This is a genomic window from Pseudomonas sp. PDM19 (genome assembly GCF_014852215.1).
In the GTDB taxonomy this organism is placed as follows: Bacteria; Pseudomonadota; Gammaproteobacteria; order Pseudomonadales; family Pseudomonadaceae; genus Pseudomonas.
Genome location: NZ_JACVBG010000002.1, coordinates 517,195 through 535,145 on the forward strand (window position 1 = coordinate 517,195; position 17,951 = coordinate 535,145).

The following is a 17,951-nucleotide window of genomic DNA, read 5'->3' on the forward strand; positions in this document are numbered from 1 at the left end:
GGATAGCCCTCTGCGTGGCCACGGTCATGACCCGCGCGCGACAAACCGGTATGGTGCGGGCCCATAGACAAGCAACCGGCCCCGATGCGGTCACCAGACAAGGAACCCAGCATGAGCCTGCAAGGCACTTACGATCCGCAGAACATCTTCGCCCAGATCATTCGCGGCGAGGCTCCCTGCTTCAAGCTGTACGAGGACGACGACGTGCTTGCCTTCCTCGATCTGTTCCCGCAGTCCTACGGCCACGCCCTGGTGATTCCGAAGAATTCTCCGGCGCGCAACATCCTCGAAGTCGACCCCGATGCGCTGGCCAAGGTAATGCGCGTGGTGCAGCGCCTGACCGGTGTGATCGTCGAAGAGCTCAACCCCGATGGCGTGCAGGTCGCCCAGTTCAACGGCGCGCCGGCCGGGCAGACGGTGTTCCACATCCACGTGCACATCGTCCCCCGCTATGCCGGCGAGGGCCTGGGGATCCACGCGGCGAACAAGGCCGATGCGGCGGAGCTGGAGAAGCTGCAGGCGCGCCTCGTTGCCCGCCTGAACGGCTGAGGCGCACCTGTGCCGGCGGTTACTCGACCGCCGGCTTGATGTCGAAACCGGTGCGGTTGTCGCTGACGATGCGGAAGGCGTTGTTGCCGCCCGGTTCGAGCGGCACCAGCAGTTCACGGCGCAGCATGGCCTTGCTGCAAAGGCCGTCGCCGTCCTTGTCGCCGATGATGCCGACCACGTGCTTGCCCACCGGCACGTGGAAGCTGGCCGACTCACCCTTGCCGATGCGCGCGGCGATTTCATGGTCGATGGTGAGGGCGACGAAGCAGCCGCCGCCGATGTAGCCCACGTCGCGGGTGACATCGACCTTGACGCTGTCCTTGCCCGGTTGCTGGTAGGCCAGCAGGCGGTCGGTGGGGACGGGTTGGACTTCATCGCTCTGGTACGAAGCACAGCCGGAAAGCGCGAGCAGGGACAGGACGGCAAGGATCGAACGCATAGACTTCCTCCATGGACAATGCAGCCTAGGCTAGCCCATCCGACCGGTTTCCGTCGGCTGGGCTACGCACCGTAGGAAATTGGAGTAGTCTTCAGCAAATGTGATTCGGGCTGGAGTGCCCGATTGCCGCCATTCAGGCCGATCCGCCGGGCGGTCGAGCCAAGGAGCAGGGCTGATGCACCGCAACAGCGATCCCGACCATCTGTTCGACTCCAGTGCCGGACCTACCGGGCTGGAAGAGGCAGACCATCGCCTGCTGATGCGGCTGATCTTCGGTTGCACCGGGGCGACCCTGGGGTTGTTCTCGATCCTGCAGTACCTCGCCGGCAATCTCTGGCTGGCGGGCGCCGAACTCGCTACCTGCGGGCTGCTGCTGTGGGCGGCGCACCGGCTGCAGCGTGTGCGTCGGCTGGTGCCATGGATCATCGCCTACCTGCTGCCGACCTTCTGTTTCATCCTCTACATCATCGTCATGCCCAACGCCTCGGCGTCGGCTTTCGTCTGGGTCTACCTGATGCCGGTGATGGCCTACCTGCTGCTGGGCAAGTGGCGTGGCTTCCTGCTCGCCGTGCCGTTCATGCTGATCGCCACGCTGATGTACCTGCATGCGAACCACCTGCGTCTGGATGCACCGGGGCTGATCGACATCGGCAACGGCATCTTCTGTGGCGTGCTGGTGATTGCCTTCATGCACGTCTATGAAGAGCGCCGCGCTGCCGCCTACAAGCAACTGCGGCACCTGGCGCTGACCGATGCGCTGACCGGCGTGGCCAGCCGCGAGAGCTTCCAGCGTGCGCTGAGGCGTTGCATCCAGGAGGCGGCCCGCTATGAGACGCGGCTGGTGCTGGTGGTGCTGGATGTCGATCACTTCAAGAACATCAACGACCAGTGGGGCCACGATGCCGGCGACAAGGCCTTGCAGCACTTGTGCAACCGCCTGCGCCACCGCCTGCGCGCCACCGACCTGATCGGCCGGCTGGGCGGTGAGGAGTTCGGCCTGCTGCTGCCCTTCACCGATCGCTTCGACGCCAAGCCGCTGGTGGAATCCCTGCGCCGCGACATCGACGAGGCGCCGCTGATGTACCACGGGGAGCGCATCGAGATTTCCGCCACCTTCGGCCTCGCCGAGTGGCCGGGCGACGGTCTGGATGCCGATGAACTCTACCGCTGCACCGACCGCCGCCTGTATCGCGGCAAGGCCGAGGGGCGCAATCGGCTGGTCTACAGCGACCCGGCCTGAGTCCGCTTCGCCGCCAGCGGCTCGGTGAGGCGCGCATAGGCCGTGCGCACCTGGCGCGCCATCTTCCGTTCCACCCATTCGTAGCTCAGCCAGGACAGCAGCAGGATCGCCGGTACGGCGACGCTCAGCGTCTGATAGGGCGTCAGGCCCAGCCGCTCATGCAGCCAGTAGGCGGCCAGCCAGAGCACGATCACGTGCAGCAGGTACACCGAATAGGACCAGTCGCCCAGCGCATGCAGCACTTTGCTGCGCTCGAACAGCGGCTCCAGTGCCACACACGCGGCCAGCAGCGTGGCGGCAGGCAGGCCCCAGGTCAGCAGGCGCCAGGGATGATCGGCGGGGAACGCCGCGATGGTCGTCACCGCCACGGCAGCCATCAGCAGGGCCAGCGGCCGGGGCAGGTTCAGCCAGCCGCGCCGGTACAGCGCCGCCAGGCCCAGGCCGAGGAGAAACTCGAAGATGATCGGATTGCGGTAGAAGTTGCTGAGCCAGGGTTCGCGCGCCAGCACCTGCGCCACCAGCAGCACCAGCGCCGTCACCAGCCAGGGGCGCCAGCGCTCGGCGACCAGGAAGGAGAGGGCGAACAGGCCGTAGAAAAGCATCTCGAAATTCAGCGTCCAGCCCACCGGCAGCACCGGGTACAGGCCGAAACCACCCGGGTTTTCGCTGGGGATGAACAGCAGCGAGAGCAGCAGCGATTTGCCGCCGACGCCGTAGATCGGCATCACGTCGGCGAAGGCATAGATGATCAGGGCGGTGATCGCCGTGTACAGCCAGTAGGCCGGGGCGACACGGGCCAGGCGCTGGACCAGGAAGGTCACTGGCGACATCGGCCGGCCGGCGCTGGAGAGGTGGATCACGAAGCCGCTGAGGACGAAGAAGATGTCCACCCCGACCTGGCCGCGGGTGGAGAGGAGCTTGCCGCCGAGGCTGTCGGCGCGGAAGTCGAAGAACACTTGCATGAAGTGATGGAACACCACCAGCCAGGCGGCCAGTGCCCGCAGTGCCTGAAGCGAAACCAGCATGGGTGGGCGAGTCCTCCGTCGGTGGATAAAAGAAAGGGGCGCGACTTTGCGCGCCCCTTTCCTCGACAGTCAGGTGTCGCTGATCGTTCACCGGGCCTGCTGGACGGTCGCGGCCGGCATCGCCGGTTCACGTTCCAGACGCAGACACAGCAGCGCCGTGATGATGGCCGCCACCGGCAGCGCGGCGCCGACCCAGGGCAGCGCGGCGAGGCCGGGGCCGTGGTCGATGGTCATGCCGCCAAGCCAGGCACCCAGGGCGTTACCCAGGTTGAAGGCGGCGATGTTGAAGCTGGCCGCGACGCTCTGGCCGGCGCCGTGGGCCTTCTCCAGCACCCACATCTGCAGCGGCGGCACGGTGGCGAACCCGGCGGCGCCGAGCAGGGCGATGAAGATGACCACGGCAATCCGGTTCTCCAGCGCGAAGCTCATCAGGCCCATGACCACCGCCAGCGCGACCAGGCTGCCGAGCAGGGCGGGCACCAGTTTGCGGTCGGCGAGCTTGCCGCCCAGCAGGTTGCCCAGCACCAGGCCGCCGCCGAACACCAGCAGCACCGGCGACACCGCACTTTCGGAGAAGCCGGCGAGGCGGGTCAGCAGCGGCGACACATAGCTGAACACGGTGAACACACCGCCGAAGCCGAGCACGGTGGTCAGCAGACCGAGCAGCACGGCGGGGCGCTTCAGCACGCGGAAGTCGTCGCGCAGGTTGCCGGCGGCCGGCGGTGCGCTGTGGCGCGGCAGGTAGATCGCCAGGATCGCCAGGGCCAGCAGGCCAATGCCGGTCACCACCCAGAAAGCCGCGCGCCAGCCATAGAGCTGACCGAGCCAGGTGCCCAGCGGCACGCCGAGGATGGTGGCGACGGTGAGGCCGGTGAACATCAGCGCGATGGCCGAGGCGCGGCGTTCGGCCGGCACCAGGCTGGTGGCGACCACCGAACCGACGCCGAAGAAGGTGCCATGGGCGAAGGAGGTCAGCACCCGCGCCGCCATCAGCGTGGCGTAATCCGGCGCCAGGGCACAGGCGAGGTTGCCGAGGGTGAAGATCACCATCAGCCCGAGCAGGGTGCGGCGTTGCGGCCAGCGCGCGGTGAGGGCGGTGAGCAGCGGCGCGCCGAGCACTACGCCCAGCGCGTAGCCGGAAATCAGCAGGCCGGCGGCGGAGATGGAGACGCCGAAATCATGGCCGACCTCCAGCAGCAATCCCATGATCACGAATTCGGTAACGCCGATGCCAAAGGCACCGGCAGTCAAGGCGTACAAGGCAATGGGCACGGGGGCTCTCCCGGATGATTCGTAGAATGGCCGCCACCTTATCCCCGTGCGTATTGCTGATATAGACTGCTTGTAAGCAAATCACCTGTGAATTGAATTCAATATGGCCCGCCCTGACGTCAACCGCTTCGGCGAAATGGAAGTGTTCATCCGCGTGGTGGAAACCGGCGGTTTTACTGCCGCCGCGCAGCAGTGCGGGATGACGCCCTCGGCAGTGAGCAAGCTGGTGGCGCGCCTGGAGGATCGCCTCGGCGCGCGGCTGTTCAACCGTTCCACTCGGCGCCAGCAGCTCACGGCTGAAGGCGCGGCGTTCTACGAACGCAGCCTGCGCATCCTTGCCGATCTGGATGAAGCCGAACGCGAGGCTTCGGTCAGTGCCGAGCCGCAGGGCAGGGTGCGCATCAGTTGCAACCTGCCGGTGGGCCGGCAGTTCCTCATCCCGGCGCTGCCGCTGTTCTTCGAGCGCTATCCGGGCGTCAGTCTCGACCTGCAACTGACCGATGAAGTGGTGGACCTGCTGGAAGTGCGTGCTGATGTCGCCGTGCGCAGCGGCCCACTGCGGGACTCGCGGTTGGTGGCGCGTTCGCTGGGGGAGTCCGGACACAAGATTGTCGCCGCGCCCGAGTATCTGGCGCGGCACGCTGCGCCGCAGCATCCGCGCGAGCTGGGCGAGCACAACTGCGTGGGTTTCAGCTACCGGCGTGTCGAGCCGGACTGGCCATTCCTGGACAAGCCGGCGGATGCCCCCGAGCCCAGCGGCAACCTGCTGGCCAGCGACGGCGACAGCGTGCGTCATCTGGCGCTGGCCGGGCTGGGGCTGGCGCGGCTGGCAGAATTCCAGGTACGGGAGGATATCGCTGCCGGACGGCTGGTGGCGGTGCTGGAGGACTTCAATCCTGGCGACCGCAAACCCATGCACGCGCTCTACCTGGGCAAGCCGGGCCACCTGCCGGCGCGGGTGCGCGCGGTGCTCGACTTCCTCGCCGAGCACGTGCGCATCGACTGACTCAGGCGGCTTCGAGCAATGCCAGGGTATCGGCCGCGCCCATCATCTTCGCCGCGGCCAGCGCCGTCAGGCCGCTGGCGTCGCGGGCCTCGCGGTCGGCGCCGTGTTCCAGCAGGCAGCGGACGATCTCCGGGCGATTGAACATCGCCGCCATCATCAGCGCGGTCTTGCCGTCGGGCGATGCCCCTTCGACCTGTGCGCCCCGGCTGAGCAGCAGGCGCACCATCTCCAGATCGCCCTTGAAGGCGGCCCCGGCCAGCGGCGTCTGCCCGGCGTTGTTGCGCAGGTCCGGGTCGGCGCCGTGGTCGAGGAGCACGCCAACGGTGTCGTGGTGGCCGTAATAGCTGGCCAGCATCAGCAGGCTGTCGCCCTTGTGGTTGCGCAGGTTGGCCGGCAGGCCCTGCTGCAGCAGGTCGGTCAGGCGCGGGGTATCACCCTGGCGGGCCAGGTCGATCACCTGGTTGGCGAATTCCAGGGTCTGTTCGTCCATTTCCGGGCGGTTCGCGGCACTCATCCTGAAGTCTCCTTGGCAAAGTCGGGAATGCACTGAAGGATAAGGACTGGCGCGCCTGGGCGCGCCAACACTGTGCCTATGGTGCCGGTGGAAAATTTCAATCCGTTGCTCCAGGGCAGGCGTGGCGTGATTTATGTCCATGATCTTGCGCAAATGCCGCCCTCGCACGGCGACTTTTCGGCGAAAATTGCAGCATAATCAGCGATCAGCGGTTGCACCTGGGGTGAAACCGCAAACCGCCGGGCGGGCAAAGGTGCCCACCGTCGGTGGGAGTGGCACACTGCCCTGTTGCGGGGATCGCCATCCCGAAGCCTTCGCGCCAGGACGCGGAGCGACGAATATCCAGTGCCGGCCGATGGGCGGGCACCTTGATGCCTAACCTTGCCGCCCGGCCCGGCGGCGCAGATTGAGAAGAGGATTGACCGTGCATAAAGTCGTGATCAGCGGAACCGGCCTGTATACCCCGCCGTTCAGCATCTCCAACGATGAACTGGTGGAATCCTTCAACAGCTACGTCCGCAGTCACAACGAGCAGAATGCCGAAGCCATCGCCAGGGGCGAAGTCGAAGCACTGTCCGAGTCCAGCTCGGCGTTCATCGAAAAGGCTTCCGGTATCAAGAGCCGCTTCGTGGTGAACAAGGAAGGCATCCTCGATCCGCAGCGCATGGCGCCGCGCATTCCGGAGCGCTCAAACGAAGACTGGGGCATCCTCTGCGAGATGGCGACTGCCGCCGCCAAGCAGGCCCTGCAGCGTGCCGGCCGCACCCCCGAAGACATCGACGGGGTGATCGTCGCCTGCTCCAACCTGCAGCGCGCCTACCCGGCCGTGGCCATCGAAGTGCAGGCTGCCCTCGGCATCCAGGGCTTCGGCTATGACATGAACGTCGCCTGCTCCTCGGCCACCTTCGGCATCCAGGCCGCCGTGAACAGCGTGCAACTGGGCCAGGCCCGCGCGATCCTCATGGTCAACCCGGAAATCTGCACCGGCCACCTGAACTTCCGCGACCGCGACAGCCACTTCATCTTCGGCGACGCGGCCACCGCCGTGGTCATCGAGCGTGCCGACCAGGCCACCAGCGAGCACCAGTTCGACGTGGTCAGCACCAAGCTGCTGACCCAGTTCTCCAACAACATCCGCAACAACTTCGGCTTCCTCAACCGCGCCGCGGAAGAGGGCATCGGCAGCCGTGACAAGCTGTTCGTGCAGGAAGGCCGCAAGGTGTTCAAGGACGTCTGCCCGATGGTGGCCGAGCTGATCGGCGAACACCTGGCGCAGAACGACATCCCGGTCAGCGACGTGAAGCGCTACTGGCTGCACCAGGCCAACCTGAACATGAACCTGCTGATCACCCGCAAGCTGATCGGTCGTGATGCCGAGGCCCACGAAGCACCGGTGATCCTCGATACCTACGCCAACACCAGCTCCGCCGGTTCGGTCATCGCCTTCCACAAGTACCAGGACGACCTGCCCGCCGGCGCCATCGGCGTGCTGAGCTCCTTCGGCGCCGGCTACTCCATCGGCAGCGTGATCCTGCGCAAGCGCTGATCGTGCCCGCCGACGACAGCGAGCTGTTGTCGCGCCTGCTGGCCGGTGACCAGCAGGCCTTCCGCACCCTGGTAGCCAACTACCAGGGTGCGATGCGCGCCGTGGCCATCGCCATCGTCGGCGCCGCTCATGCCGATGAAGTGGTGCAGGACGCCTGGCTCGCCGCGGTGCGCAACCTCGATGGCTTCCAGGGTCGCTCCAGCCTCAAGACCTGGCTGCTGACCATCACTGCCAATACCGCCAAATCGCGCCTGCGCAAGGTCCGCCGCGACGTTTCGCTGGACGACCTGCCCGCGCCCCACGGCAGCCTCGACGAAACCCGCTTCGCCGCCGACGGCCACTGGAGCCCGGCGCCGCTGGCCTGGCACGAGGACTCGCCCGAAGCCTTGCTGGCCGAGGATGAACTGCGGCAGTGCCTGGAGAAGACTCTGCTCAGCCTCTCCGAACTGCAGCGCAGCGTATTGCTGCTGCGCGAACGCCAGGGACTGGAGTTGGAGGAGATCTGTAATCTGCTGGAGGTTTCGCTCTCCAATGTCCGGGTGCTGTTGCACCGTGCGCGGCTGAAGGTGTTTGCCACCGTGGAGCACTTCGAGGAGACCGGGGAATGCTGACCTGCAAGGAACTGGTGGCACGCTCCAGCGACCTGCTGGACGAGCAGCTGGGCTGGCGCGAGAAGTTGGCGCTGCGCCGGCACCTCCTGCTGTGCCGCAACTGCCGGCGCTATCTGCGACAGATGCGTCTGGCCCAGGCCACCCTGCGCCTGCTGCCGGACCCGCCGCGACCCGACTCGGAACGCCTGGCCGACCACCTCGCCGAACTGCGCCGCGACAGCGCGCGGCGCTGAATCATTCGGACCTGTGCAGTCGGCGCGGGATGAACACCTCGTAGCGCTTGCCGGATACGTCCGTGCGATGACGGTCCTGCAGCCAAATCCTCAGCCCAGACTTTGCGCTCGCCACGCATCCAACCCGCCCGACAGTGCCCACGTCCGCGGGTGTCCGAACGCCTGCAGCCGCTCCGCCAGCATCGCCGCGGAAAGCTCGTGGGGGCAGGCGCAGTAAATCACCACGTCCTTGTCCTCCAGGCTGCCACGCAGTTCGTCCAGCGCCCCGTCCAGGCGGAAGGCGATGGAGCCGGGAATCGCCTCGTCATCGAACTGCGCACGCACATCGAGAATCAGCGGCGGCTCGCCAGCGTCCAGGCGCGCGCGCAGCTCGTCGACGCTGATGCGCGGAATCCGTGAGGTGCGCTTGAGCAGGCTGAAGCGCTGCCAGAGCTTCCAGACGATGAACAGCGCGAAGGCGCCGAGCAACGCCGCGACGCCGACGCTGGCGTACTCGGTGAGCAGGTCGAGGATGCGGTCCACCGCGCTGCTGAAAATACTCCCGAGCAGCAGCGCGGAGCCCGCCCAGAGTGCCGCTCCGGCGCAGTCGTAGGCGAGGAAGCGCGGCAGCGGCGTGCGCGTCATGCCGGCCATGGTGGTGGTCAGCGCGCTGGCGCCGGGGAGGAAGCGCGAGATCAGCAGCGCGCGCGGGCCGACGCGCAGATAGAAGCTCTGGCTCTGACGAATGCAGCTGTCCGGCGACAGCGAAACCTTGCACACGCTGCGCAGCATGAAGCCGCCATAGTGCCGCCCGGCGCAGAACCAGATCAGGTCGGCGATCAGGCAGGCGCAGACGGCCACTGCCAGTGCCTGGCCCAGCGGCACGCCGCTGCCTTGCAGCGTCAGGGCGCCGGCGACGATCAGCGCCGGGTAGGCCGGGATCGGCAGGCCCAACTGCTCGAGCAGGACGTTGAAGAACAGCAAGGTGAGGCCGTGCTGCTGGATCAGGGGTTGCAGTTCGTGCATGGGAAAGCCTGGGCGGGAACGGTCTTCCTGGGGAAGGCGACAGCATACCGGTAAAGCGGCCTTCAGAAATGCCTGAAGGCCTAGTGGGACATGGCTTAGGACCTTTATGCCATAAGGAAATCAAAAGTTCCTTTGTAATAAAAGTTTTATCTACGAGCAACTGATCTGAAATAACCCCTCGCCAAGATTCCCAGCAACACAAACGGGGGCCGCCAGAACGGCCTGTGCGAGTCCTTGGGGGGCGCGCAGCAGCCAGGCACTCGGCGTGTTCAACGCAAATACCATTAAGGGGAATCTTCGATGATCCGTAAGCACTTCGCCGGTTACGCCGCCACTGCCCTGGCACTGGCCGTTTCCGCCCAGGCTTTCGCAGGCACAGTCACCACCGATGGCGCCGATATCGTAATCAAGACCAAAGGCGGTCTTGAAGTCGGCACCACCGACAAGGAATTCAGCTTCAAGCTCGGTGGCCGTCTGCAAGCGGATTACAGCCGCTTCGATGGTTTCTACACCAAGAACGGCAACAACGGTGACGGCGCCTACTTCCGCCGCGCCTACCTGGAACTGGGCGGCACTGTCTACAAAGACTGGAAATACCAGATCAACTACGACATGTCCCACAACTCCGGTAACGCTGACAACGGTTACTTCGACGAAGCCTCCTTCAGCTACACCGGCTTCAGCCCGGTCACCCTGAAGTTCGGCCGCTTCGACCCGGACTTCGGTCTGGAAAAAGCCACCAGCTCCAAGTGGGTCACCGCCACCGAGCGTACCAGCGCCTACGAACTGGCTGACTGGATCAACACCCACCAGGACGGCATGGGTGCCCAGGTTGGCGGCGTCGTCGCCAACATGGCTTACCTGGACGCCGGCGTTTACGCCAAGGACGCCGACGACACCGACGGCGACAGCGTCAAGCAGTTCAACTTCCGCGGCGTGTTCGCTCCGCTGAACACCGACGGCAACGTCCTGCACGTTGGCGTGGACTACGCCTACCGTGACCTGGATGACACCGCCTTCGACTCCCGCATCCGTCCGCGTCTGGGCATGCGTGGCATCGCCACCAACGGCGGTAACGACGCTGGCGACAACGGCAACCGCGCTACCTTCGGCGGCGCCACCCTGAGCCCGGCCGGTTCCTACAAGGACGACTCCACCTGGGGTGCTGAATTCGCCTACGCCATCGGCCCGTTCTCCGCTCAGGCCGAATACCTGAAGCGCAAGCTGAAGGCTGATGCCGACGCTTACGAAGACATCAAGGCTGACGGTTACTACGGCCAGCTGGCCTACACCATCACCGGTGAATCCCGCGTGTACAAGCTCGATGGCGCCAAGTTCGACACCATCAAGCCGTCCAACAAGGAAATCGGTGCCTGGGAAGTCTTCTACCGTTACGACCACATCAAGGTTGATGACCCGAACGTGGTCGTGGCTACCGCCACCCGCGACGTGGGCGACACCAAGGCCAGCACCAACACCATCGGTGTGAACTGGTACGCCAACGAAGCCGTGAAGGTCTCCCTGGACTACGTTCACGTCAGCACCGACGGCATCCGCAATGCCAACGGCGACGACGACGGCAACGGTGTCGTGACCCGTCTGCAGTACGTGTTCTAAGAACGGCCGCTCTACCGTTTGACTCCTTTGTGTAAACCCCGCCTCGGCGGGGTTTTTTTATGGAGTCGGAAAATTACCTTCCTACGAACACCGAATCTCTCGCTCGCGTAGGAGCGGATTCTTCCGCGATCGGGCGGGCCCGGCGTAGGCGGTGAGCTATCGCGGACAAAGTCCGCACTTACGCACCGGCTGGATCAGCGGAGCAAAGGCCCCGCTGGCCGTCGGCGGAATTCGAACTCGAGCAGCTCATCGAACGGATTGCCCATTTCCAGCCGCGTCCAGCCCAGCTTGATGAGGAAGGCCAGTGCCGTCGGGTTGTCCGGCCTCACGCTGGCCCGCCACAAGGGGCTGCCCTGCAGTTCCGGCCGGCTCATCACCAGGGTCATCACCGCGCGCCCGACACCCGAGCCGCGTAACTCCGGGCGCACGGCAAGATCGGTGACGAAGTAGTACGGATGCGCCGCAGTGGGCAGGCAAACCCCCACCACCGCGATCAGTTGGCCGCCATGCAGAATGCTGTACTGGGCCTTGTCCGCATCCTTCAGCACCTGTTCCAGCCAATAGCGATCCATCGGGCCCAGTTGTGCATCGAGCAGCGGATCCTTGAACCAGCTTTCGTACGGCGGGATGTCACCCAGCTGGAAAGGGCGAATCTGCATGCGGGCGCTCTCCGGTGCAGCTTTGGGAAGTTTCACACTCGCATCTGCTGGGCGATTGCGTCAATCGACCCTGAGCGCTCGCGTCATTGAGGCTGCGCGCAGCCAGCACCTACCCTGCGGGCACTCAACCCACCGGGAGTCGACCATGCTGCGCAATCACTTCGAGACCGAGCACAACCTGTTCCGCGATGCCTTCCGATCCTTCCTCAACAAGGAAGTGGTGCCTCACCAGGATGAATGGGAGGAAGCCGGCGTGGTGGACCGCAGTGTCTGGCGCAAGGCGGGGGAGATGGGCTTCCTGCTGCCCTGGGCGGAAGAGGAGTACGGCGGAACCGCTCTGAAGGATTTCCGCTACGAACAGATCATGTGTGAGGAACTGGCCGCCATCAACGAGCCGGGTTTCATGATCCCGCTGCACTCGGCGCTGTGCGGCCCCTACATCGCCGAGTACGGCAACGCCGAGCAGAAGGCCCGCTGGCTGCCGGGGATCATCCGTGGCGAGAGTATCCTGGCGGTCGCGATGACCGAGCCGTCCGCCGGCTCCGACCTGGCCGGCATGCGCACCACGGCGGTGGACAAGGGCGACCACTTCGTCCTCAACGGTTCCAAGGTGTTCATCTCCAACGGCCTGCTGGCGGACCTGGTGATAGTCGCGGCCAAGACCGACCCGGCGAACAAGCACGCCATGGGGCTGTTCGTAGTCGAGCGTGGCATGGAAGGCTTCGAGCGAGGGCGCAACCTGAAGAAGCTGGGCATGAAGAGCCAGGACACCGCCGAGCTGTTCTTCAACAACGTGAAAGTGCCGAAGGAGAACCTTCTGGGCGATGCCAAGGGCGGCTTCTTCTACCTGATGAACATGCTGGCCCAGGAGCGCCTGACCAACGCTTGCGGCGCGGTGGCCGGCGCCGAGGCGGCGCTGAACGCGACCGTCGACTACGTGAAGGAGCGCAAGGCCTTCGACCGCCCGGTGGCGCACTTCCAGAACACCCGCTTCAAGCTCGCCGAGATGCGCACGCAGATCGACGTGGCGCAGGTCTTCACCGACCGCTGCGTGATGGACCACAACCAGAAGAAGCTCACCCCCGAAGTGGCCGCCGAGGCCAAGCTGTTCACCACAGAGCTGCTGTGCAAGGTGGTCGATGAAGGCGTGCAACTGCACGGCGGCTGGGGTTACATGTGGGAGTATCCGATCTGCAAGATGTACGCGAACGCGCGCATCCAGCGCATCTTCGCCGGTACTTCGGAGATCATGAAAGAGATCATCAGCCGCGGCATGAAGCTCTGAGGCGCGGCGCCCACGCATCGATTGAGCGAAACAGGAGTGCCCATGAACGGCCCGCTCGCCTCACTGAAGATCCTCGATTTTTCCACCCTGCTGCCGGGGCCGTTCGCCTCGCTGCTTCTGGCCGACATGGGCGCCCAGGTGCTGCGCGTGGAATCCCCCACGCGCATGGACCTGGTGCGCGTACTGCCGCCGCACGTGGACGGTACCTCCGCCAGTCACGCCTACCTCAACCGCAACAAGCGCTGTATCGCGCTGGACCTGAAACAGGCCGAGGCGGTGGAAGTGGTGAAGCAACTGGTGCAGGAGTACGACATCGTGCTGGAGCAGTTCCGCCCCGGCGTGATGGACAAGCTAGGCGTGGGCTACGAGGCGCTCAAAGCGATCAACCCGAAGCTGATCTACGTGTCGATCACTGGCTACGGCCAGACCGGGCCACTGCGCGACCGCGCCGGGCATGACATCAACTACCTGGCCCTGGCCGGCGTCGCCAGCTACACCGGCCGCCACGAGAGCGGCCCGCTGCCGCTGGGCGTGCAACTGGCGGACATTGGCGGCGGCTCGCTGCATGGCGTGATGGGCCTGCTCGCGGCGGTCATCCACCGGCAGCAGACGGGGGAGGGGCAGCAGGTCGATGTGAGCATGACCGACTGCGCCTTCAGCCTGCATGGCATGGCTGGTGCGGGTTATCTCGCGGCGGGCGTGGAGCCGGAGATGGAAGGCCTGGCGCTCAATGGCGGCAGCTTCTACGACTATTACCGCACCCGCGATGGCCGCTGGTTCTCGGTGGGTAGTCTGGAGCCGCAATTCATGCAGCAGTTCTGTGCCGCCATCGGCCGCCCGGAGCTGGCGGCGCGTGGATTGTCGCCCAGGCCGGAAGAGCAGCAGGCGCTCAAGCGCGAGATTGCCATCGAGTTCGAGAAACAGGATTTCGCCCAGTGGCAGGAGCGCTTTGCCGCGCTGGACGCCTGCGTCGAGCCGATGCTGTCGCTGGCCGAGGCGGTGGAGCATCCGCAATTGGCAGAGCGCGGCCTGGTCACCCGGGTGCCGAACGGCAAGGGCGGCGAGCAACGGCAGATGGCCTGCCCGATCCGTTTCTCCGCCGGCCTGCCCGAGCCACGGCATATCGGTGCTGCGCTGGGGGCGCATACGGCAGAAGTGATGGCGGAACTGGGTTACACCGACGAGCAGGTTGCGGCGCTCAAGGCTGCGAAGGTCATTGCCTGAACCACATCACTCGCGGCGGGTTTCACCGGTGAAGATCAGCGTCGCACGGCAGCGCCGGCAGTAATAGCGGCGGCCCTGGGCAACAAGGTTGTGGCGCTGGGACGAGAAGGGGAATTCATTGCCCTCGCCGCAGTGGCATCGATACAGGTAGCGGGTGGAGCGGCGGCGCTTGATCTCGTAGGTATGGCAGCGATCGGGCGGCAGACCGTAGATGCCGCGCATGATCAGCTGCCACTCCTCGCCATGCGGGCGAATGCGCGGGCCGAACATCTGGTGGGCAATCAGGTGCGCCACTTCATGGGCCACGGTCTGCTGCAGGAAGTGTTCGTGGTTTTCCCGGTACAGCTGCGGGTTGAAGCGCAGCAGGTTTTCATCCAGGTGGGCGACGCCGGCCTTCTGGCCGCGTAGCCGGAAGCTGACTTCCGGGCGGGGAAAGCGCCGCTGGAAGAAGGCTTCGGCCTGCTGGTAGCAGGCTTCGACGCGAGCGTTGAGCTGTTCAGGCATACAGTGGTTCTCCGACGGGGGCAGATTATGCCGCAGTCGGAGCGCGGGTGGAGGATTTCTCGCGGCCGCTCGTCCGGGGTGCAGGTTCAGGCAAGCCGGGCGAGTTTCAGGCAAGCACGCAAAAGAAAACCGGGCCGCTGGGGCCCGGTTTTCCGTTCGTGTCGTGCAATCAGGTGTATTCCGGGCCGACGCCGCTGCCCCAGAGGATGACCGACAGGGCCATCATTGCCACCAGCACCACCAGTCCTACCGCCAGCACCGAGCTGGAGAACAGGAAACCTTCATCCTTGGGAATGTTCATGAAGGTTGGGATGCCGACATAGAGCAGGTAGACGGTGTAGCAGATCGCGGCGGTGCCGATGATCATGCCCAGCCACAGGTGCGGGTAGAGCGCCGCCAGGCCGCCGATGAACAGCGGAGTAGCGGTGTACGCGGCGAACACTATGCATTGGGTCAGCGATGGCGACGCGTCGTAGGTACGGGCCATCCAGTGGATGAAGGCGCCCATCACGGCGACGCCGGCGAGCATGGCGATGTAAGTCATGATGGTCAGCTGGATCGCACTGGCGGCCGTCAGCTTGACCGGTCCTGCATTGCCCAATACCCAGCCGACCTGCGTGGTGCCGATGTAGGCGGAAATGACCGGGATGGCAGCGAGGATCAGGACGTGCGTCAGATACATGTGGCTGATGGATTCTTCTTCGCCACGGATGTCCTGCCATTCCTGATCGGGATGGGTGAAGAGCCCCCACACATGATGGATCATGTCAGCATTCTCCTCTTCTTATAGAAGGTCGCCCCCCAGCGAGGCGCCGAATACGCGTAGCCAGCGTCATCCGGTGCCCGGCCGACCTATGCGACCTTAAGTCGCAGTATAGGAATGGCTGCAGGCCACGTCGTCCGTGGGGTTAGAGCAAATGGAAGTTTCACGGGCGGCTGTAATAGCGCTCCAGAATTTCCATGGCCTTGTTGATCGACTGCAAGCGCGTTGTACTGCCGCCCCGGTCGGGGTGGTGCTGGCTGACCAACTGGCGGTAGCGCAGCTTGATCAGCGCGTAGTCCACCGGGCCGTCTTCCAGCTCGAACAGGGCCAGCGCCGCGGCCTTTTCCTCGTTGCCCTGCATGCGCGTCCAGAAGCTTTCCAGCAGTTTCTCCACGTCGCGCTCGGTGGTTTCCTTCAGGTGTTTCTCATCGAGGTAGTAGGCGCGCAGGGCATCCTGCTCGCCGAGCGCCTGCACGCCGCTCATATAAGGAGAGAGACGAATCTGCAGCGGGCCGATCTCCAGGTGCGCGGCGTTCTCCTCCCAGAGCCGGTCGCGCAGGCGATAGAGCGCGTTGAACACCAGGAAATGGGTGCGGAACAGCACCAGCTTGTCGGTCAGCGGCAGGTGCGGCACGTGGGTGGAATGCCGAGCCTTCAAGTGCTGGATCAGCTGGAATTCGGAGATTCCTTCAGGCGCTTCCCGCAATAGCTGCAGGAGCTGATCCGTCAGGTCGAGGGAAGGTTCGAGATCAGGCGTCATGCGGTCAGATTAGCAGTAGCCCGATAGAGGGGCTGGGGTACGCGTCGCTTTGCGCGTAGAAATGCTAGCCATGATTTTTCAGTGGATAGCGTTGGATAGCCCTTGATAGATCAGGGGGCTGGGGCTTTTTACTGCATTAGGGCTGGATAGTTTCGGATAGAAATGGGCAGCGATATCGACACTTTTTCGACAGGTTGCCAGGGCTGCTATCGGCCAGAAGCGGACAGCAGCAACCGACCATCTCAAAGCTGAGCTTTACTCCATGTTCTCAATTCGCCTGCTGGTATAGGTCGCCTCAGCCAGCTCTGTAACGTGCAGCATATAAGTCATTATTTATATTTCTTCACCAGCTCCCCTAGTGCGTAGACGTTCTTGCTGAATTGATCCATGAATCCAGCGGGGTTTTCAATCGGGCCACAGTTGTAACGACCAAGGCTAAGCCATATCTTATAGTCGCTTAAATTTCTCGCGCCCAATGATAAGGCTGCGGGATTTCCGCGGCCAAATTCTCTTCCTCTGGCCAGCACGTCGCCGCTCCCACTGTCGACTAATACTCTTTCAATTCCCCCAAGCTCATCGAAAAAGAACCTACCTTGCGTAACATCCACGTATATTCGGTCTGAATACCAATACCTGCGAGTATTAGGGCTTAACGTCTCTGATTTTCTTCCGTACTCGGAGCCCCACTTTTTCCCGATCTCACCCGGATTATTCTTTACCCACTGCTGCGGGCTTTTATACAGCCAAAATCCCGCTTCCGATGAACAGTAATATTTATGAAGCACATAAACCGGAATCCAATCCCAGAATACAATTCCAAACATTATCGCTGCGGAGACCCACGCTCCAGCCCACCCTTTCTTAAAGCGCCTTTTGGAAAATCGATAGGATAGGCTGACGACAATAACAAACAAGACCAAATAGACGGCAAAGAATAGTATGTAAACCAAGCCAATCATCGGATCCTCCTGATCCTATGCGGCAAAGGACATTAGGATGCTAGCACCTTGCACTTGAGGTGCAAGTTAATCGGAAGTTCGCAGGCCGAGCCATGGGCGCTTCGATGGAAATCTGTATAGCTGAAGAAGTCTCTAGCCCCATACGATAAATAGATATGTCTAACCAAAAACGGCAGAGCCATCACAACCCCACACCAACACCTTCATAAAATTTTTCCGGCCATTTCCGTTCTAAATTGTAATGTCCGCTTTGGGTCGGTAGCTGACCATAAAAAAGCCCGCATATCGGCGGGCTTCTTCGTTTCAGTGCCTGGGGTCTTGCACGCAGCACAACACCTTGCAGGTGTTACCCCTTTTTTCCTTTGAACCACTTGAGGGCTGCCTTCCTTGTCAGCTCTATCCCACGTGGGGACCTTGCAAGTGGGCGTCTGCCTCTTCGAACTCGGGGCTGACCTGTCCAATCTCCGGGGCAATCTGTCCTGTCGTTAGCCAAAAAGCGAACTGAGGGGCGATCTTGATTATTGCCTCTATGTCGTCTTCGTTGGCTCGTCGCCTGCCGTTCCGCAGGTGGTACCAATTGTTGCGGTCAATAGCCGTCAGCTTCTCCAGCTTAGCAGCGGACAAGTCCATATATTCCCAAATAGCAATAATTCTTTCTCTGATCATTCCATAAAGTTCTAATGATCTAGCACATAGTGCAACACATTAAGTGCTTGATTTGTTATGGTGCATCTATGGCA

Annotated in this window: 19 protein-coding genes; 9 read left to right on the plus strand and 10 right to left on the minus strand. The window is 63.5% G+C overall.

What is annotated here, in order from left to right:
- Nucleotides 1-111: 111 nt before the first annotated feature.
- A complete protein-coding gene (locus IB273_RS10625) occupies nt 112-549 on the plus strand; it encodes an HIT family protein (RefSeq protein WP_192224032.1) in 438 nt (145 codons plus the stop codon).
- Between the two features lie 19 nt (nt 550-568).
- Here IB273_RS10625 and IB273_RS10630 read toward each other — a convergent pair whose 3' ends face one another.
- Entirely contained in the window at nt 569-988 is a 420-nt protein-coding gene (locus tag IB273_RS10630; RefSeq protein WP_081515852.1) for a 3-isopropylmalate dehydratase, read from the minus strand.
- Between the two features lie 175 nt (nt 989-1,163).
- On the opposite strand from IB273_RS10630, the gene IB273_RS10635 reads away from it, so the two are divergent.
- The gene (locus tag IB273_RS10635; RefSeq protein WP_192224033.1) at nt 1,164-2,228 is read left to right on the plus strand and encodes a GGDEF domain-containing protein; all 1,065 of its coding nucleotides are present in this window, start codon (nt 1,164-1,166) and stop codon (nt 2,226-2,228) included.
- On the opposite strand, the gene IB273_RS10640 is transcribed toward IB273_RS10635, so the two are convergent.
- Nucleotides 2,210-3,253, minus strand: coding sequence for an acyltransferase family protein (locus IB273_RS10640; RefSeq protein ID WP_081515848.1), 1,044 nt, complete (start codon nt 3,251-3,253; stop codon nt 2,210-2,212). The two genes, IB273_RS10635 and IB273_RS10640, sit on opposite strands and share 19 nt — an antisense overlap.
- 87 nt (nt 3,254-3,340) lie before the next feature.
- Nucleotides 3,341-4,525, minus strand: coding sequence for an MFS transporter (locus tag IB273_RS10645; RefSeq protein ID WP_192224034.1), 1,185 nt, complete (start codon nt 4,523-4,525; stop codon nt 3,341-3,343).
- Between the two features lie 103 nt (nt 4,526-4,628).
- On the opposite strand from IB273_RS10645, the gene IB273_RS10650 reads away from it, so the two are divergent.
- A complete protein-coding gene (locus tag IB273_RS10650; RefSeq protein ID WP_151188044.1) occupies nt 4,629-5,531 on the plus strand; it encodes a LysR family transcriptional regulator in 903 nt (300 codons plus the stop codon).
- Between the two features lies 1 nt (nt 5,532).
- Here the strand turns inward: IB273_RS10650 and IB273_RS10655 are convergent, their stop codons facing one another.
- Nucleotides 5,533-6,045: an ankyrin repeat domain-containing protein gene (locus IB273_RS10655; protein WP_192224035.1), complete on the minus strand. Its 513-nt coding sequence runs from the start codon at nt 6,043-6,045 to the stop codon at nt 5,533-5,535.
- Nucleotides 6,046-6,469: 424 nt separating this feature from the next.
- On the opposite strand from IB273_RS10655, the gene IB273_RS10660 reads away from it, so the two are divergent.
- Genes IB273_RS10660 through IB273_RS10670 form a run of 3 tightly spaced genes read left to right on the plus strand, consistent with a single transcriptional unit; the run spans nt 6,470 to nt 8,435 of the window.
- Nucleotides 6,470-7,591, plus strand: a complete 1,122-nt coding sequence (locus tag IB273_RS10660) for a beta-ketoacyl-ACP synthase III (protein ID WP_192224036.1) — start codon at nt 6,470-6,472, stop codon at nt 7,589-7,591.
- A 2-nt stretch (nt 7,592-7,593) separates the two neighbouring features.
- Complete coding sequence (locus tag IB273_RS10665; RefSeq protein WP_081515841.1) at nt 7,594-8,202, plus strand: RNA polymerase sigma factor; 609 nt, start codon at nt 7,594-7,596, stop codon at nt 8,200-8,202.
- Nucleotides 8,196-8,435, plus strand: coding sequence for a zf-HC2 domain-containing protein (locus IB273_RS10670; RefSeq protein ID WP_081515839.1), 240 nt, complete (start codon nt 8,196-8,198; stop codon nt 8,433-8,435). Before IB273_RS10665 ends, IB273_RS10670 begins: the two co-directional genes overlap by 7 nt.
- A gap of 90 nt (nt 8,436-8,525) precedes the next feature.
- Here IB273_RS10670 and IB273_RS10675 read toward each other — a convergent pair whose 3' ends face one another.
- Nucleotides 8,526-9,440 carry a DedA family protein/thiosulfate sulfurtransferase GlpE gene (locus tag IB273_RS10675; protein ID WP_192224037.1) on the minus strand — a complete coding sequence of 305 codons (915 nt, stop codon included), beginning with the start codon at nt 9,438-9,440 and terminating at the stop codon, nt 8,526-8,528.
- A 300-nt stretch (nt 9,441-9,740) separates the two neighbouring features.
- Here IB273_RS10675 and IB273_RS10680 point away from each other — a divergent pair, with 300 nt between their 5' ends.
- The gene (locus IB273_RS10680; protein WP_081515835.1) at nt 9,741-11,057 is read left to right on the plus strand and encodes an OprO/OprP family phosphate-selective porin; all 1,317 of its coding nucleotides are present in this window, start codon (nt 9,741-9,743) and stop codon (nt 11,055-11,057) included.
- Between the two features lie 194 nt (nt 11,058-11,251).
- Here the strand turns inward: IB273_RS10680 and IB273_RS10685 are convergent, their stop codons facing one another.
- Nucleotides 11,252-11,716, minus strand: coding sequence for a GNAT family N-acetyltransferase (locus tag IB273_RS10685; RefSeq protein ID WP_192224038.1), 465 nt, complete (start codon nt 11,714-11,716; stop codon nt 11,252-11,254).
- A 145-nt stretch (nt 11,717-11,861) separates the two neighbouring features.
- Between IB273_RS10685 and IB273_RS10690 the strand changes: the two genes are divergently transcribed.
- The gene (locus tag IB273_RS10690; protein ID WP_192224039.1) at nt 11,862-13,001 is read left to right on the plus strand and encodes an acyl-CoA dehydrogenase family protein; all 1,140 of its coding nucleotides are present in this window, start codon (nt 11,862-11,864) and stop codon (nt 12,999-13,001) included.
- A gap of 42 nt (nt 13,002-13,043) precedes the next feature.
- Nucleotides 13,044-14,225 (plus strand): CaiB/BaiF CoA transferase family protein, encoded by a 1,182-nt coding sequence (locus tag IB273_RS10695; protein WP_192224040.1) that lies wholly within the window; start codon nt 13,044-13,046, stop codon nt 14,223-14,225.
- A 6-nt stretch (nt 14,226-14,231) separates the two neighbouring features.
- Here IB273_RS10695 and IB273_RS10700 read toward each other — a convergent pair whose 3' ends face one another.
- The 4 genes from IB273_RS10700 to IB273_RS10715 all read right to left on the minus strand — a co-directional run bounded on the left by IB273_RS10700 (nt 14,232) and on the right by IB273_RS10715 (nt 17,211).
- The gene (locus tag IB273_RS10700; RefSeq protein WP_088419775.1) at nt 14,232-14,729 is read right to left on the minus strand and encodes a SprT family zinc-dependent metalloprotease; all 498 of its coding nucleotides are present in this window, start codon (nt 14,727-14,729) and stop codon (nt 14,232-14,234) included.
- Nucleotides 14,730-14,898: 169 nt separating this feature from the next.
- Nucleotides 14,899-15,495 carry a Yip1 family protein gene (locus IB273_RS10705; protein ID WP_024764594.1) on the minus strand — a complete coding sequence of 199 codons (597 nt, stop codon included), beginning with the start codon at nt 15,493-15,495 and terminating at the stop codon, nt 14,899-14,901.
- Between the two features lie 160 nt (nt 15,496-15,655).
- The gene (locus IB273_RS10710; RefSeq protein ID WP_192224041.1) at nt 15,656-16,252 is read right to left on the minus strand and encodes a DNA-J related domain-containing protein; all 597 of its coding nucleotides are present in this window, start codon (nt 16,250-16,252) and stop codon (nt 15,656-15,658) included.
- A 329-nt stretch (nt 16,253-16,581) separates the two neighbouring features.
- Nucleotides 16,582-17,211 carry a hypothetical protein gene (locus tag IB273_RS10715; RefSeq protein ID WP_192224042.1) on the minus strand — a complete coding sequence of 210 codons (630 nt, stop codon included), beginning with the start codon at nt 17,209-17,211 and terminating at the stop codon, nt 16,582-16,584.
- Between the last annotated feature and the right edge of the window lie 740 nt (nt 17,212-17,951).